Origin of the sequence: Rhizobacter terrae, assembly GCF_003852895.1 — a bacterium.
In the GTDB taxonomy this organism is placed as follows: Bacteria; Pseudomonadota; Gammaproteobacteria; order Burkholderiales; family Burkholderiaceae_C; genus Albitalea; species Albitalea terrae.
This window is the reverse complement of the sequence record NZ_QUSW01000001.1, coordinates 67,867-81,327: the sequence shown is the minus strand read 5'-3', so window position 1 is coordinate 81,327 and position 13,461 is coordinate 67,867. Positions and strand designations below refer to the sequence as shown.

At 67.6% G+C, this 13,461-nt stretch carries 17 protein-coding genes; 8 read left to right on the top strand and 9 right to left on the bottom strand.

The annotated features are described in order from the left end of the window. Nucleotides 1-46: 46 nt before the first annotated feature. The gene (locus tag DZC73_RS00390) at nt 47-883 is read left to right on the top strand and encodes a glycine-rich domain-containing protein (protein WP_124538228.1); all 837 of its coding nucleotides are present in this window, start codon (nt 47-49) and stop codon (nt 881-883) included. A 336-nt stretch (nt 884-1,219) separates the two neighbouring features. Beyond that, the gene (locus DZC73_RS00385; protein ID WP_124538227.1) at nt 1,220-2,257 is read left to right on the top strand and encodes a threonine ammonia-lyase; all 1,038 of its coding nucleotides are present in this window, start codon (nt 1,220-1,222) and stop codon (nt 2,255-2,257) included. A 189-nt stretch (nt 2,258-2,446) separates the two neighbouring features. Here the strand turns inward: DZC73_RS00385 and DZC73_RS00380 are convergent, their stop codons facing one another. After that, on the bottom strand, nt 2,447-3,223 hold the full coding sequence (locus tag DZC73_RS00380; RefSeq protein WP_124538226.1) for a ferredoxin--NADP reductase: 777 nt from the start codon (nt 3,221-3,223) through the stop codon (nt 2,447-2,449). 184 nt (nt 3,224-3,407) lie between these two features. Here DZC73_RS00380 and DZC73_RS00375 point away from each other — a divergent pair, with 184 nt between their 5' ends. The 3 genes from DZC73_RS00375 to DZC73_RS00365 all read left to right on the top strand — a co-directional run bounded on the left by DZC73_RS00375 (nt 3,408) and on the right by DZC73_RS00365 (nt 5,931). Further along, entirely contained in the window at nt 3,408-3,932 is a 525-nt protein-coding gene (locus DZC73_RS00375; RefSeq protein ID WP_124538225.1) for a GNAT family N-acetyltransferase, read from the top strand. Continuing rightward, on the top strand, nt 3,929-4,798 hold the full coding sequence (locus DZC73_RS00370) for a dienelactone hydrolase family protein (protein ID WP_124538224.1): 870 nt from the start codon (nt 3,929-3,931) through the stop codon (nt 4,796-4,798). The genes DZC73_RS00375 and DZC73_RS00370 overlap by 4 nt, the downstream gene beginning before the upstream one ends. 146 nt (nt 4,799-4,944) lie before the next feature. Beyond that, nucleotides 4,945-5,931, top strand: coding sequence for an ABC transporter substrate-binding protein (locus tag DZC73_RS00365; protein ID WP_161974400.1), 987 nt, complete (start codon nt 4,945-4,947; stop codon nt 5,929-5,931). A 22-nt stretch (nt 5,932-5,953) separates the two neighbouring features. Here the strand turns inward: DZC73_RS00365 and DZC73_RS00360 are convergent, their stop codons facing one another. Next, entirely contained in the window at nt 5,954-6,154 is a 201-nt protein-coding gene (locus DZC73_RS00360) for a DUF3606 domain-containing protein (RefSeq protein WP_124538222.1), read from the bottom strand. 98 nt (nt 6,155-6,252) lie between these two features. Continuing rightward, nucleotides 6,253-7,134: a class A beta-lactamase gene (gene bla, locus DZC73_RS00355; protein WP_124538221.1), complete on the bottom strand. Its 882-nt coding sequence runs from the start codon at nt 7,132-7,134 to the stop codon at nt 6,253-6,255. A 109-nt stretch (nt 7,135-7,243) separates the two neighbouring features. Between bla and DZC73_RS00350 the strand changes: the two genes are divergently transcribed. Continuing rightward, entirely contained in the window at nt 7,244-7,435 is a 192-nt protein-coding gene (locus DZC73_RS00350) for a hypothetical protein (protein ID WP_124538220.1), read from the top strand. Nucleotides 7,436-7,441: 6 nt separating this feature from the next. On the opposite strand, the gene DZC73_RS00345 is transcribed toward DZC73_RS00350, so the two are convergent. The 6 genes from DZC73_RS00345 to DZC73_RS00320 all read right to left on the bottom strand — a co-directional run bounded on the left by DZC73_RS00345 (nt 7,442) and on the right by DZC73_RS00320 (nt 11,776). Further along, a complete protein-coding gene (locus DZC73_RS00345) occupies nt 7,442-7,912 on the bottom strand; it encodes a nuclear transport factor 2 family protein (protein WP_124538219.1) in 471 nt (156 codons plus the stop codon). A gap of 40 nt (nt 7,913-7,952) precedes the next feature. Beyond that, nucleotides 7,953-8,243: a 2Fe-2S iron-sulfur cluster-binding protein gene (locus tag DZC73_RS00340; RefSeq protein ID WP_124538218.1), complete on the bottom strand. Its 291-nt coding sequence runs from the start codon at nt 8,241-8,243 to the stop codon at nt 7,953-7,955. Nucleotides 8,244-8,298: 55 nt separating this feature from the next. Next, the gene (locus tag DZC73_RS00335) at nt 8,299-9,048 is read right to left on the bottom strand and encodes a metal ABC transporter permease (protein ID WP_124538217.1); all 750 of its coding nucleotides are present in this window, start codon (nt 9,046-9,048) and stop codon (nt 8,299-8,301) included. Continuing rightward, nucleotides 9,045-9,959, bottom strand: coding sequence for a metal ABC transporter substrate-binding protein (locus tag DZC73_RS00330; RefSeq protein ID WP_124538216.1), 915 nt, complete (start codon nt 9,957-9,959; stop codon nt 9,045-9,047). Before DZC73_RS00330 ends, DZC73_RS00335 begins: the two co-directional genes overlap by 4 nt. A 17-nt stretch (nt 9,960-9,976) precedes the next feature. After that, nucleotides 9,977-11,356, bottom strand: coding sequence for a hypothetical protein (locus tag DZC73_RS00325; protein ID WP_124538215.1), 1,380 nt, complete (start codon nt 11,354-11,356; stop codon nt 9,977-9,979). 72 nt (nt 11,357-11,428) lie between these two features. After that, nucleotides 11,429-11,776, bottom strand: a complete 348-nt coding sequence (locus DZC73_RS00320; RefSeq protein WP_124538214.1) for a DUF2946 family protein — start codon at nt 11,774-11,776, stop codon at nt 11,429-11,431. A 135-nt stretch (nt 11,777-11,911) separates the two neighbouring features. Between DZC73_RS00320 and DZC73_RS00315 the strand changes: the two genes are divergently transcribed. After that, nucleotides 11,912-13,183, top strand: a complete 1,272-nt coding sequence (locus DZC73_RS00315) for an ABC transporter substrate-binding protein (protein ID WP_124538213.1) — start codon at nt 11,912-11,914, stop codon at nt 13,181-13,183. A 5-nt stretch (nt 13,184-13,188) separates the two neighbouring features. Next, on the top strand, nt 13,189-13,425 hold the full coding sequence (locus DZC73_RS00310; protein ID WP_124538212.1) for a hypothetical protein: 237 nt from the start codon (nt 13,189-13,191) through the stop codon (nt 13,423-13,425). The last annotated feature ends 36 nt before the right edge of the window (nt 13,426-13,461 follow it).

The window sequence follows — 13,461 nt, the reverse complement described above, 5'->3', positions numbered from 1 at the left end:
GGGGCGGTCGCTCCTGGGCGTTCAACGCCCCCTCATGGAAGTTCTCATGACCCTTTCCAACCCGAAGAAGACCCTGGCCCAGACGGTTGCAGCGATCCAGGCGATGGACTTGAGCATGATCAAGTTCAAGGCCACGCGCAAGGAAGATGGCTATGGCTGGTCCGACGAATACGCCGATGCGATGGAGCTCGCGTACAAGCGCTACCTCACGCTGCATGCGAAGTACCCGGAGATGACCCTCGCGCCCGAGCAGGACATCGACCGCTTCTGGCACATGCACATCCTGGACACGCGCAAGTACGCGGCCGACTGCGACGCCACCTTCGGCCGCTTCCTGCACCACTTCCCCTACCTCGGCCTGCGCGGCGAAGAGGATGCGAAGGCGCTGGACAACGCCTTCGACAAGATGCAGGAGCTGTACCTCAAGGAGTTCGGCGAGGAGATGCCCAAGGCTTCGGCCTGGTGCGCGGTGGAGCCCTCGGTGAAGGCCGCGTGGTGTGCCGTGGAGCCCAGCGCGCAAGGCAAGGCTGCGTGGTGCGCCGTCGAGCCGTCTGCCGAAGCCAAGGCGGCATGGTGTGCCGTGGAGCCCCAGGCCGAAGGCAAGGCCGCATGGTGTGCTGTGGAGCCTTCCGCGAAGGCGAAGGCTGCCTGGTGCGCAGTGGAGCCCACTGCCGTGGCGAAAGCAGCATGGTGCGCGGTGGAGCCGACCGCCAAGTCCGACGCGGCCTGGTGTGCCGTGGAGCCGGTGAAGGCCGAGGCGGCGTGGTGCGCCATCGAGCCTGCCACTCGCGAAGCAGCCGCCGCCTGGTGTGCCCTGGAGCCGACCGAGCCGCGTGCGAAGGCCGCGTGGTGCGCTGTCGAACCCAGCGCGAAGGCGGCCTGAACCGCCCGTGCAAGTTCTCCCTCTTCCCTCGCGGGAGAGGGCCGGGGTGAGGGGGCCGATGGCGCGAGCCGAAACTCCCTCGGGCCGTCCACTCCTCACCCCACCTCCGCCGATTCACAGGCTATGATCTGCCGCGTGAATCTCCCGACCCGCCCAACGCCCCGCGCCGACGCTCCCTGCGTCTGGCCTGCGTTCGCGGTCGAATCCATTCAGGCCTCCATTCGAATTCGCAAGGATCGTTGAGCTGCGGCGTCGCGCCGGTGCTCAGCGGTCCCCCTGCCTGCACTCGCGCGCCGACTGGCGCATCATGCAATCCGAACCGAATGGAGTACCCCCATGTCTTTCGCAGTCGCCGACACGCCCGTTGCGTCGTCCGCCCCTGAGCTTTCCAGCGACTTCCCGACCCTGGCCGACATCGAGCGCACCGCGCAGCGCCTGCGCGGCAAGGTGCTGGAGACACCCGTGTGGCAGTGGCGCACCGGCATCGTCGAGCAGGCGCTGCATCCCAGCACCGAGGTGTGGCTCAAGCTCGAACTCTTCCAGCGCACCGGCACTTTCAAGCTGCGTGGCGCGCTGAACAACGTGGCCTCGCTGGACGCCGCGGCGCTCAAGCGCGGCGTGGTCGCCTGCAGCGCGGGCAACCATGCGATGGCGGTGGCCTACGCTGCCAAGGCCTGCGGCACGCATGCCAAGCTGTGCATGCCTCGCCATGCGAGCCCCGCGCGCATCGCGGCCTCGCAGGCCGACGGCGCCGAGGTGCTGCTCACCGACACCATCCACGAGGCCTTCGCGCTGGCCAATCGCCTGGTCGAGGAAGAGCGCCGGACGATGATCCATCCATTCGACGGCCCGCTCACCGCACAGGGCACCGGCACCATCGGCCTGGAGCTGATGCGCCAGGTGCCCGATCTCGATGCGGTGGTGGTGCCCGTGGGCGGTGGCGGCCTGTGCGCAGGCATCGCCGCGGCGGTGAAGCAGGTCAACCCGCGCTGCGAGGTGCTGGGCATCGAGCCTTTCGGCGCGGATGCGATGTACCGCAGCTTCCGCGAGCGCTCGCCGGTCAAGCTCGAACGCGTGGACACCGTGGCCGACAGCCTGGGCGCGCCGTATGCACTGCCCTACAGCTTCGGCGTGTGCCACCGCTTCGTGGACGACATCGTGCGGGTGTGGGACGAGGAGATGTGCCGCGGCATGTTCTACCTGTTCCGCGACATGAAGCTGGTCGCCGAACCCGCTGCAGCCGCCGCCACCGCGGCGCTGCTCGGGCCCCTGCGAGGCCGGCTGGACGGCAAGAAGGTCGCGCTGATCGTGTGCGGATCGAACATCGACCCGGCGAGGTTCAGCGAACTGGTGGCTCGCGGCGCGGAGGGATGATTGCGTGATGCGTGGTCCCGCTTGTTCAGTGACGAACGGGATCAGGTGTGGCGTTGAAGTTGACACAGAGAACACAGAGGGCCACAGAGCCCACAGAGATTTGATTTGTCTCTGTGGGCTCTGTGGCCCTCTGTGTTCTCTGTGCTTGAAGTGGGCCTTGCGCGACAGCCGGCCCCCTCTCAATCCACCTTATTTTTCAACAAACGCACGTTCGATCACGTAATCGCCCTGCTCACCCTGGCGCGGGCTGATCTGGAACCCACGCGCATCCAGCAGCTTGCAGGTGTCCTTGAGCATGGCCTCGCTGCCGCAGATCATCACGCGGTCGCTGGCGGGGTCGATCATCGGCAGGCCGATGTCGGCGCACAGCTTGCCCGACTCGATCAGGTCCGTCAGCCGGCCCATGTTGCGGAACTGCTCGCGGGTGACGGTGGGGTAGTAGATCAGCTTGTCCTTGAGCATCTCGCCCAGGAACTCATGCTCGGGCAACTGGTGCTGGAAGAAGTCGGCATAGGCCAGCTCGTCGACCTGGCGCACGCCGTGCACGAGCACCACCTTCTCGAAGCGCTCGTAGGTCTCGGGGTCCTGGATGATGCTGATGAAGGGAGCCAGGCCCGTGCCCGTGGACAGCAGGTACAGGTTGCGGCCGGGGCGCAGGTCATCGAGCACCAGGGTGCCCACGGGCTTGCGGCCCACGATGATCTCGTCGCCGGGCTTGAGGTGCTGCAGCCGCGAAGTGAGGGGGCCGTTCTCGACCTTGATGCTGAAGAATTCGAGGTGCTCGTCGTGGTTGGCGCTGGCCACGCTGTAGGCGCGCAGCAGGGGCTTGCCGTCCACGGGCAGGCCGATCATGACGAAGTGGCCATTGCGGAATCGCAGCGCGGGGTCGCGGGTGGTGCGGAACGAGAACAGGGTGTCGTTCCAGTGGTGCACGTGCAGGACGCGTTCGGTGCCGAGGTTTGCCATGATCGATTGCTGAGGTCTGATACAGATGCCAAGGGTGCTCGGGGCCGCCCCTGGCCGCTATCGCCCGGGAGACAGGAGAATTCCGGGCTACGGATTAACCCGCAATTGTATCGACCGGCTTTTCCCAGGTTAGATGATGTCGGCGTAAGCAAAGACATGAAATCGCACAAGGAAGGAGTTTGATATGTCAATCGCCATACGAAGAGCGACCCCGAAGGACGCCGCGGCCTATGCCCGGCTGATGAGTCACCCGGACATATTTCCGAACCTGATGCAGCTTCCGTACAACGACGAGGAGCATTGGCGGGCCCGCCTGACCGAGACCTGTGCTCCCGGCAAGACCGACCTGCCGCTGGTGGCCGAACTGCACGGCGACGTGGTGGGCAACGCCGGGCTGCATCCTGCGGGGCCTGCCCTGCGCAGGCGGCACGTGATGACGCTGGGCATCTGCGTGGCCGCGGAGTCGCAGGGGCGTGGCGTCGGGTCGGCGCTGATGGGCGCCATGCTGGATTTCGCCGACAACTGGGCCGGCGCCCTGCGCATCGAGCTGACCGTGTACTCCGACAACGACCGTGCCATCGCCCTGTACCGCAAGTTCGGCTTCGAGATCGAGGGCACCTTCAAGGGCTACGTGATGCGCAATGGCCAGTTCGCCGACGCCTACGCCATGGCCCGCTTCCACCCCCACCCGCCGAGAATCCACGCATGAAGCAGTTCCTGGGGCGCGCCGCCCTCGTCATCGCCACCGCCTGCCTGACCGGGCCGGCCGCCGCGCAGATGGCCGTCAGCATTCCCAGCTCGGACCTCTCCCGCGGTCCGGGGTTGATGCTCAAGGGCTTCTGGTTCCAGGTCGAGTCCGCCGCGCCGGCGCCGGCCGTCGTCCTGCTGCATGGCTGCGGCGGGCCCTACGACAAGAAGGGCGTGCTCAGCCAGCGCATGCTCGACTACGCCCGGATCATCAACAAGGCCGGCATGCACGCGTTGGTGGTGGATTCGCTCACGCCGCGCGGCGAGACGCAGATCTGTACGCAGAAGATCGGGAAGCGCCTGATCACCCAGGCCAACCGGCGCCTGGACGCCCTCTCGTCGCTCGAATGGCTGGCCGCGCGCAGCGACGTGGACGCCGCCCGGCTGGGCCTGCTGGGCTGGTCCAACGGCGGCAGCACCGTGCTTGCGGCCACCAACGAGCACCACAAGGACGTGGCGGCCGCGACCGTGAAGCCTGCCTTCGCCATCGCCTTCTACCCCGGCTGCGAGGCGGACCTGCGCCGTGGCTACGAAACCACCACCCGGCTGCTGATGATGGTGGGCGAGTCCGATGACTGGACGCCCGCCGAGCCCTGCCGCAAGCTCGCCGAGGCCGCCGCGGAGCATGGTCAGCCGCCTGAGTTCGAGGCCTATCCGGGGGCGTACCACGGCTTTGACTCCACCGCGCCGGTGCGTGTGCGCACCGATGTCCCCAACGGAGTGCATCCCGGCAAGGGCGTCACGGTGGGCGGAAACCCGCAGGCGCTGAAGCTCTCGCGGGAGCGATTCGTGCGATTCCTGGACTCGGTGGCGTCCCAGAAGTCCTGAGGGCCGTTTCACCATACCAGTTGCATGCCTGTAGTGAGCAAACGTTCACGCCAATCGTCAATTACGCTAGTTGCGCCAGGGACTTGGGCCGATAGCATGGGTCATCCCCACCCCCCTTGTCGGCGACGATGTCTAGCAAGAGCTCGATGGCAGTCTGGGCTGCTCCCCAACGGTGCGCGCGCCGCGCCGGCGCATGGTTCTCACTGGCGGCCCTGAGCCTCTTCGTGGGGCATGCCGCCGCGTCGCCGGCGCAGGTGGGCGCCATCGTCCCCGAATCCTGGCCCGACAAGGCCCGTGGCGAAGACATCCGCGACGGCATGCAGCTGGCGCTCAAGACCTGGCCGGGCCAGACGCCGACGCTGGTGGTCAAGGACAGCGCCTGCGACGCGAAGAAGGCCGCGGCCGCCGCCAAGGAACTGGTGGCCTCGAAGGTCGACGTGGTGGTGGGCGGCTTCTGCGTGCTGGGCACCGTGCCCAAGCAGATCCGCGACGCCGGCATCCCCTTCGTCTCGGCCAACGCCGAACGCTTCACCATGAACGCCGAGGGCATCATCCAGCTGGGCGACGTGCCGCTGAACCTGGCCGACACCATCGCCGCCAAGCTGCGCTCGGAAACCGGCCTGCGCGTGACCTCCAGCACCGCCTGCTGGATCGACTTCGAAGCCAAGATGCCCGACGGCTACGACGCCGTGCTGTGCCCCATGCTGCACGTGAACGGCACGCGCTGGGACGACATCGCCCCGGCGTTCTCCGCGGCCTACCGCAAGCCCTTCAGCGTGGCCGCAGCGCGGGGCTACGCCGCCATGCAGGTGGCGCTGGCGTCCATCAAGCAGCCCAAGCCGGGCGTGAAGATGGTCAAGGCCGACCAGAAGGAAGTGGACACCGTGCTGGGCAAGGTGCGCATCGGCGAAGAGCGGGCCACGCCCGACGACGCCATGCTGCTGAGCTTCGCGCCCAAGCTGCCGCGCATGTCGCCGGCGCAGAAGGCCAAGCTCGATGAGGTGCTGAAATCGAAGGCCTGCGGCTGTGCCCAGTCCGGCGCCTGTGGCGCACCCACGGCATGGAGCCCGATGCCTTTCGTGATCGCCGACGGCAAGACCTGCGGCGCCAAGGGGCTGGTCAACCGGCGGTGATCCTTCGTTCAGCCGGGGCCGCTCAGGCGCTCTGCTGCCGGCGGCGTTGGACCTCTGACATCACGTCTTCGACGCGGTCGCCCGTGAGGGCGATGATGTCGACCAGCTCGGACTCGTCGATGTCGAACTCGAAGGCCCAGTAGGCGCGCTCCCACGCTTCGGCGATGCCGACCGAGGGTCCCAACGTGCGCTGCGGGCGATGAATCGCGTGGCTGCTTTTCATGGCTCTTTGTTTTTGGCGAGAGAACAGGCGCAGTTATAGAACTGCTGTCTGACCACGCCCTGAAACGTTCTGAACACCTCGGGTTTCCCCCCGCCGGCCTAGCCTTGTCCGAGCATGCGCGCGACGATGCGTGCGATCTTCGTGTGCGATTCGTTCAGCTTGGACGCCGGCAATGCAGAGCCGCTGAGGAAGACCGAGATGACGACCGGCCGGCGTCCAGGCGGCCAGGCCGCGGCGATGTCGTTGACCGCGCCGCGCGAGCCGGTGCCGGTCTTGTCGCCCGCGTTCCAGTCCGCGGGCAGGCCGCCACGGATGCGCTGAAGGCCGGTGCTGCAACGGCGCATCAGGTCGACGAGACGTTCGCGCGATGGTGCCGACAAGTGTTCGCCCGTGAGCAATGCCGCGAGGCTGTGCGCCATGGCCTGCGGCGTGGTGGTGTCGCGCGGATCGCCGAGGAGGTTGGTGTTCAGGCCCGGCTCGTTGCGGTCCAGCCGCGTGACCGGGTCGCCCAGCGTGCGCATGAAGCGGGTGAAACCTGCCGGCCCGCCGATGAGCGGCAGCACCAGGTTGGCCGCCACGTTGTCGCTCAGCAGCACCATCGCATCGCAGCATTCGCCCAGGCTGATGCGGCCGGACGCCAGGTGCTTCTCGGCCACCGGCGCGTGGGGCACCAGGTCGCGCTCGCTGAAGGCGATGGACTGCTCCAGCGACAGCTCAGCGCGGTCCACGCGGGCGAACACCGCGGCGGCCAGCGGCAGCTTGAAGGTCGAGCACATGGCGAAGCGCTCGCCGGCTCGGTGGCCGAGGTGCTGGCCGGTGTGGGTGTCGAGCGCGAACACGCCCACCTGGCCGCCGGTCTCGCGTTCGATGTCGGCGATCTGCGCCTGGACCTCACGGTCTGGTTCTGGTTCTGAGGCGCAAGCCGTGGCGGCCATTCCGGCGGCACCGGCAAGCAGGAGGGATCGGCGGCTGATCTTCATGGCTCACGTGGAAGTGGCGATCCGCGGCATTGTCAGACCCTGCTTCCCACGTTTTGTGCTTGACGTGCGAAGCCCGCTTCCCACACGATGCGTGCAGGCAGGAGAACCCATGCTCACCACCCGCGCCGCGCGCTTTGCCGCCGTTGCCATCGTCGTGCTGGCCGTTGCCAGCGCCTTCTTCAGGGTCAGTACCGCACCCGAGCGCATCGCCAAGCGGCGAGCCGCCGAGGCGCAGATCTGTACCAACTCGGGCGGAACGATGACGAAGGTGGGGGTCGAGGATGTGTGCGTGAAGAAGTAGGGCCGTTCAGCGGCGGATCATCTTCACCACCTCCAGCGCCAGCTCGTTGGGCACCGGGATCGTCAGGTGGTACTGCTCGATCTTCCACTGGCCGTCCACCCGGCGCAGCACGCCGGTGCCGCGGCAGCGGCCGAGCGAGGCGTTGTCCAGCAGTTCGTCGAAGGACGCATGGCGGTCGTCGGCGGAGACGAGGATGTGCCGCTCCACCTTCGTGTAGGTCCAGCCCTTGCCCTTGTCGAAATGCGGCTTGGCGTAGGCCTTGAACTGCTCGACGGTCCAGCGTTCGGTCGCGTCGGTGCCGATGAAGACGGCGTCTGGCGCGAGGAGGCCGAAGTAGTCGTCGAACTTCGCCTGCGAAGCGGCGAGGTGGAAGCGGTCGAGCAGGCGGTCGACGTCCGCCTCCGGGCCGGCGGCCCAGGCGGGATGGCAGGCGGCAGCGACAAGGCCGATGAACAGGGCGCGACGAAGTGAAGGCATGGCGGCGGCGTCCAGTGGCGACGCGCCACTGTGCCACCGATCAGCCCGGTCCGAAACTCATGACCACCAGGTCCGATTCGGCATGCGCCACGCAGGGCAGGAAGTAGCCCTGGGCTTTCTCGTCCGCGCTGAGCCCGGGCCAGTCGATGCGGTAGCTGACGCGCCCCGCGCTCAGCCGCGCGATGCAGGCGCGGCAGGTGCCGTTGCGGCAGGAGCTCGACAGCCCCGCGCCGGCAACCAGCGAGGCGGCGAGCACGGTGCTGTTCGTGCCGGCCTCGAACGAGGGCCGGCCATCTGGCAGCGTGACCTTGAAGCGGGGTTCCTTGTCCATGAGGCGAAGCGTGTGCAGCGTGATTTGACCATCCCGCCGCACGCGCTTCGGCCGGTCATACCACGCGGCTGGCCACCAGACCGCACACCGCGAGCGTCCAGACGATGACGGCCCCTGAAGGCAGGTCCAGCACCGCTGACAAGGCCAGCCCCAGCGCGTAGCCCAGCGCACCCACGCCGTAGGCCACGACATGGCGGCGCGTGCCGCTGGACTGCCGCGTCGCCAGCGCCGGGATGATGAGGCTGGAGAACACCAGGTACACCCCCACCAGCTGCACCGAGGCCGTCACCGCGATGGCGAAGGCGCCGTAGAAGCCGAAGCGGCCCAGGCGCTGCACCAGCCCAAGCTTCATCGCCGCCAGCAGCACGGCCGACACCACGGCCAGCCACATCAGCTGCGTGCCGTTCACCCACAGGATCTGCCCGACCAGCAAGTCCTTCAGGTGCTCGCCGCCATGCGGATTGCCCGAGAGCATGAGGATGCCCGCGCAGGCCGCGAGGATGAACATCACGCCGATGAGCGCCTCCTGCTGTTGAGGCGCCTTGCGTTCGGTCCAGGTGAGCACGAGCGCGCCCAGCAGGGCGGCCACCACCGCGGCGACCTGCACCGCCACGCCGCCTTCGGGCAGGCCCGCGGCATCGGCGGCGATCACGCCCAGCCCCGCGATCTGCGCAATGGCCAGGTCGATGAACACGATGCCGCGGTCCAGCACCTGCGTGCCCAGCGGCACGTGGGTGGCCAGCACCAGCAGGCCGGCGATGAGCGCCGGTCCGAGGATGCCCCAGTCGAGCGCGCTCCAGTTCATCGTGCGGCTCCTGCCGAGACGAGCTTGGACACGGTGTCGTCGAAGAGGCCGAACAAGTCCTTGGCCGCATCGGAGCCGCCCACGGTGAAGGGGATCTTCACCGCGGCGATGCCGGCGTTGCGGCTGAGCCATTCGGAGGACTTCGAATCCTGGTAGGCGGCGTAGATCACCATGCGCGCCGGCGTGGCCTTCAGGGTGGCGAGCACGCCTTGCAGGTGCGGCGCGGTGGGCTCCACGCCCGGCTTGGGTTCGAGCACCGCCACCTCCTTCAGGCCCAGCCAGTCATACAGGTAGACGAAGCCCTTGTGCTGCGACACCACCGCCGCGCCCTTGAGCGGCGCCGCCTGTTGCTGCCACTTCGCCAAGGCCTGCTGCCAGCGCGCGGAGAAGTCGGCCTGGCGCTTCGCGTACTCGGCGGCGTTGGCCGGGTCCACCTGCTGCAGCCGGGCCGACAAGGCGGTGGCCACGGCCGCGATGTTGCGCGGGTCGGTCTGGATGTGCGGGTTGCCCGCGGCATGCACGTCGCCTTGCGAGCGGTCCAGCTGCGTGGGCACTTCGAGCTTGCGCACGAAGTCGGCCGCGGCGAAGTTGCCGGGCTGGCCGGCCTGCACCTTCGCATTGCCCGACTGCTGCAGCAGCACCGGCAGCCAGCCGATCTCCAGCTCGGCACCGGTGCACACCACCAGGTCGGCATTGCGTGCGCGGGCGATGAGGCTGGGCTTGGCCTGGATCTGGTGCGGGTCCTGCAACGCGCTGGTGGCCACGGAGACATCCACCAGCTTGCCGCCGAGTTCGGTGGCCAGCGCGCCCCACTCGGGTTCGCAGGCGAACACGCGCAAGGCGGCGTGGGCGGGCAGGGCGGCGAGCATCAGCGGCGCCGCGACCAACGAGAACAAGGTCTTGAACTTCATGGTGATGATCTCCTTGATCAGTAGCTGTGTGCGCCGTGGGCGCCCAGGCTCATCTGGTATTGCAGGAAGAGCTGGTTGTCACCCTCGAACACGCGGGAGCGGTCGCGAGCGAATTGCAAGCGCACGCGAGAGAACTCGCTGGGGCTGTAATCGAGCATTAGTGTGGTCTTGCGTGGGTGCCGGGCTTCGAACATGAGCGGTGACATGTTCGTGTCGAACGTCGGCACTCCCGAATTCAGCCGCTCGGTGCGCAGGCCAGCGCGCCAGCGCGGCATGAACTGGTAGACGCCCTGCAGGTACCAGCCCGATTGCGCCACACGGTAGACGCTGTCCATCGGGCCACCCGAGTCGTAGGTGATCACGCCGTCGCGCCGGCTGCGGATGTACTCGCCCTGCAGCTTGAAGTTGGTTCGGGTCGCGTTGCCGTTGGGTGCCCACTTCCACACGGCATCAGCCACGATGACGGAGGTGTTGCCATTGAACACGCCCGGGCTGACCGCGAGGGGGTCGACCAGCGTCTGGTCGCTGGCCTTGGCTCGAAGGTAGGAAACGCCGGCCCGCCAGTTGTGGCTGTCGCCGATGTCCCCGCCCGTGTGCGCCGTGACGGCCGTCATGCCCGCACCATTGCGGCTTGCATCCGAGCCCGGGAAGCTGCGTCCGCGGCCCAGCTCCAGACCCAGCTCAATGAACTGGTCCGTCGGCGCGAGCCAGGTGAACTGCACGCCGTCGTCGCCGTACTGCGTGCCCAGCATCGCCTGGTAGGCCAGCGGGTTGTCGACGAAGTCCCAGGTGTGGGCATGCTGCGAATTCAGGTAGCCGATGCTGGAGAAGAAGCGCCCGGCCTTGATGCCCAAGCCATTGCCCAGCGAGGTGGTCTGGACAAAGGCTTCCTCGACTGACACTGAATCATCGGGATGCAGCGAGATGTTGGCCGAGCCACGCAGCCATGGGTCGATGTTGGCGGAGATGCCCAGCTCAGTCTCGGCCAGGCTGAAGCCGCGGGTGCCCGGGCCCACCTCAGCGCCTTCGGGCAGCTTGAAGCCATTGATGAAGTAGCTGGACGGGTCCTTGGAGGTCCGTGCATAAGTGCCCGAGAGGATCAGCGACATCGCCGGATTGAAGCTGTTGCTGTTGCCACTGGCGGCAGTGTTCGCCGCAGGTGCGGGCGCGGCAGCAACGGGCGGTGCCGGGGGCGCGGCCTGCGCCGTGGCCGGCGCCGCCGAGGAGGCTTCGGCCGCCTTCAGCCGCTCCTCCATCTGCTTGAGCCGCGCCTCGTAGGCCGCGCGCATGTCGGCGATTTCCTGTTTCAGTGCGGCAATGTCGGAGGTGGTGTCGGCCATCGCCCCCATGGGCGCGGCCAGGGCGAGCGCGATGCTCGCCGGCAAGAGTCTGTGCATGGTGTTTCGCTGTGATCAATGACGAATGAACGACCTGCCCCGTCAACGACGGCGGCAGGTTCGGCAAGCGGGTCAGACCAGAGCGAAGGGAGGGGCGCGGCTGAGGTAGCGGCGGATCGGTGCGGCGACCACCGGCGTGGCGCCGTCGCGCACCGGAGCTTCGTGCGTGGTGACCTGCAGCGCAATGTCAGGCGCCTGGCTGGCCGGTGCTCCACCGGTCACGGCTGCCGCGGTCAGGCACAGGTCGCAATGCGCGAAGTGCAGTGACTGCTTGCTGTCCGGATCGGCCTCGGTCGAGGCCGACACGTGCGAGATCGCGTGCCAGTTGGCCGCGGCCTGCGCGAAGGGCAGCAGCAGCGCGAGCCACAGCATCCACGCCAGGTGGCGCGGGGTCCGGACTCGTCGTTGGGCTGCACGCATGAAGGCGCCCATCTTAGCCGTCCCGGTACTTCCTCACGTGTGACATGTTCGTGACACGCACTTCGCAACACTTGAAACCGGCCATTCGCATGGGTCTGGCTTCCTAGAGGCTCCACATCCACAAAGGAGACAGACATGCATGCGTGGACGGCAGCGGTCTTCATGGCGAGTGCGCTGGTCTTGGGCAGCGCGACTCATGCGGCGACGGTCAAGCTTTCCTGTGCCGCGGTGGGCCAGGAGCTCGAGTTGTGCAAGGAGGAGGCCGAGGCCTGGTCGCGCAAGACCGGCCACACGGTCCAGGTGGTGCCCACCCCCGCCAACGCCACGGCGCGCCTGGCGCTGTACCAGAAGGTGTTCAACGAGCGCTCGGATGCCATCGACGTGATCCAGCTCGACGTCGTGTGGCCCGGCCTGCTCAGCCGCCACTTGCTCGACCTGAAGCCGCACACCGGCGGCATCGAGCACGATCACTTCGGCGGCGTGGTCGCGAACAACACGGTGGAAGGCCGGCTCGTGGCCATGCCCTGGTTCATGGACGCTGGCCTGCTGTACTACCGCCGCGACCTGCTCGACAAGTACGGCCTGAAGGTGCCCAAGACCTGGGCTGATCTGGCCACTGCCGCCCGCCGTGTGCAAGAAGGCGAACGTGCCGCGGGCCACACGGCAATGTGGGGCTACGTCTGGCAGGGCCGTGCCTACGAAGGGCTCACCTGCAACGTGCTGGAATGGGTGGTGAGTTTTGGCGGCGGCAGCTTCGTCGACCAGGGCGGACGCAGCACCGTGCGCAACGACCGCGCGGTCAAGGCCTTGATGACGGTGCAATCCTTCATCGGCACGATCACGCCGCCGCAGGTGATGGACTTCGGCGAAGAGGAATCTCGCGCGATGTTTCAGGCCGGCCATGCGCTGTTCATGCGCAACTGGCCTTACGCATGGTCCCTCGCGCAATCGCCTGACAGCCCCGTGCGCGGCAAGGTGGGCGTGACCGTTCTGCCCAAGTCCGACAGCGATGGCGGACGCTTCGCCGCCACCATGGGTGGGCAGCAGCTTGCGGTGTCGCGCTACTCGAAGAACACCGCGATCGCGGCCGACCTGGTGATGTACCTCACCAGCGCGCAGGTGCAGAAGGAGCGGGCCATCAAGGGCTCGTTCAACCCGACGCTGTGGCCGCTGTACGCCGACCGCGACATCCTCAAGGCCAACCCGTTCATGGGCGAACTCTTCGGCGTGCTGGCCTTCGCCGTGGGCCGCCCCGCCACGGTGACAGCCGCCCGCTACAACGATGTCAGCGAGGCGATCTGGATGAACACGCGCGACGTGCTCTCGCGCAAGGCCGACCCCACCGCTGCCGTGCGCAAGCTCGACGACGAACTGCTGCGCATCGGCCGCAACGGCCGCTGGGATTGAACGCCATGGGCCGCGCATTCTTTCCCGCAGAGCGTTGGACACCCGCTCGCCGCAAGACCGATCTCGTGCCGCCCGAGCCCGCCGACCTCGATCCCGACGAAGCCCTGGCACGGCTGCGCCGGCTGATGAACCAGTTGCAAAGCTTCGCTGCGCACTGGGATGCCGCGCAGGGATACGAAGTGCACATGGATCTGCGCGTGGCGATGTCGATGGCGCAATGGCCGCGACAGTGGCGGCACTGAGTCCGCAGGGTGGTTCGAGCGCAGCGGGCCCACCCT

Bases quoted from the DNA above. Each gene is read 5' to 3' on its own strand.
- DZC73_RS00390 (WP_124538228.1), top strand. From the start codon at position 47: ATGACCCTTTCCAACCCGAAGAAGACCCTGGCCCAGACGGTTGCAGCG.
- DZC73_RS00385 (WP_124538227.1), top strand. From the start codon at position 1,220: ATGTCTTTCGCAGTCGCCGACACGCCCGTTGCGTCGTCCGCCCCTGAG.
- DZC73_RS00380 (WP_124538226.1), bottom strand. From the start codon at position 3,223: ATGGCAAACCTCGGCACCGAACGCGTCCTGCACGTGCACCACTGGAAC.
- DZC73_RS00375 (WP_124538225.1), top strand. From the start codon at position 3,408: ATGTCAATCGCCATACGAAGAGCGACCCCGAAGGACGCCGCGGCCTAT.
- DZC73_RS00370 (WP_124538224.1), top strand. From the start codon at position 3,929: ATGAAGCAGTTCCTGGGGCGCGCCGCCCTCGTCATCGCCACCGCCTGC.
- DZC73_RS00365 (WP_161974400.1), top strand. From the start codon at position 4,945: ATGGCAGTCTGGGCTGCTCCCCAACGGTGCGCGCGCCGCGCCGGCGCA.
- DZC73_RS00360 (WP_124538222.1), bottom strand. From the start codon at position 6,154: ATGAAAAGCAGCCACGCGATTCATCGCCCGCAGCGCACGTTGGGACCC.
- bla (WP_124538221.1), bottom strand. From the start codon at position 7,134: ATGAAGATCAGCCGCCGATCCCTCCTGCTTGCCGGTGCCGCCGGAATG.
- DZC73_RS00350 (WP_124538220.1), top strand. From the start codon at position 7,244: ATGCTCACCACCCGCGCCGCGCGCTTTGCCGCCGTTGCCATCGTCGTG.
- DZC73_RS00345 (WP_124538219.1), bottom strand. From the start codon at position 7,912: ATGCCTTCACTTCGTCGCGCCCTGTTCATCGGCCTTGTCGCTGCCGCC.
- DZC73_RS00340 (WP_124538218.1), bottom strand. From the start codon at position 8,243: ATGGACAAGGAACCCCGCTTCAAGGTCACGCTGCCAGATGGCCGGCCC.
- DZC73_RS00335 (WP_124538217.1), bottom strand. From the start codon at position 9,048: ATGAACTGGAGCGCGCTCGACTGGGGCATCCTCGGACCGGCGCTCATC.
- DZC73_RS00330 (WP_124538216.1), bottom strand. From the start codon at position 9,959: ATGAAGTTCAAGACCTTGTTCTCGTTGGTCGCGGCGCCGCTGATGCTC.
- DZC73_RS00325 (WP_124538215.1), bottom strand. From the start codon at position 11,356: ATGCACAGACTCTTGCCGGCGAGCATCGCGCTCGCCCTGGCCGCGCCC.
- DZC73_RS00320 (WP_124538214.1), bottom strand. From the start codon at position 11,776: ATGCGTGCAGCCCAACGACGAGTCCGGACCCCGCGCCACCTGGCGTGG.
- DZC73_RS00315 (WP_124538213.1), top strand. From the start codon at position 11,912: ATGCATGCGTGGACGGCAGCGGTCTTCATGGCGAGTGCGCTGGTCTTG.
- DZC73_RS00310 (WP_124538212.1), top strand. From the start codon at position 13,189: ATGGGCCGCGCATTCTTTCCCGCAGAGCGTTGGACACCCGCTCGCCGC.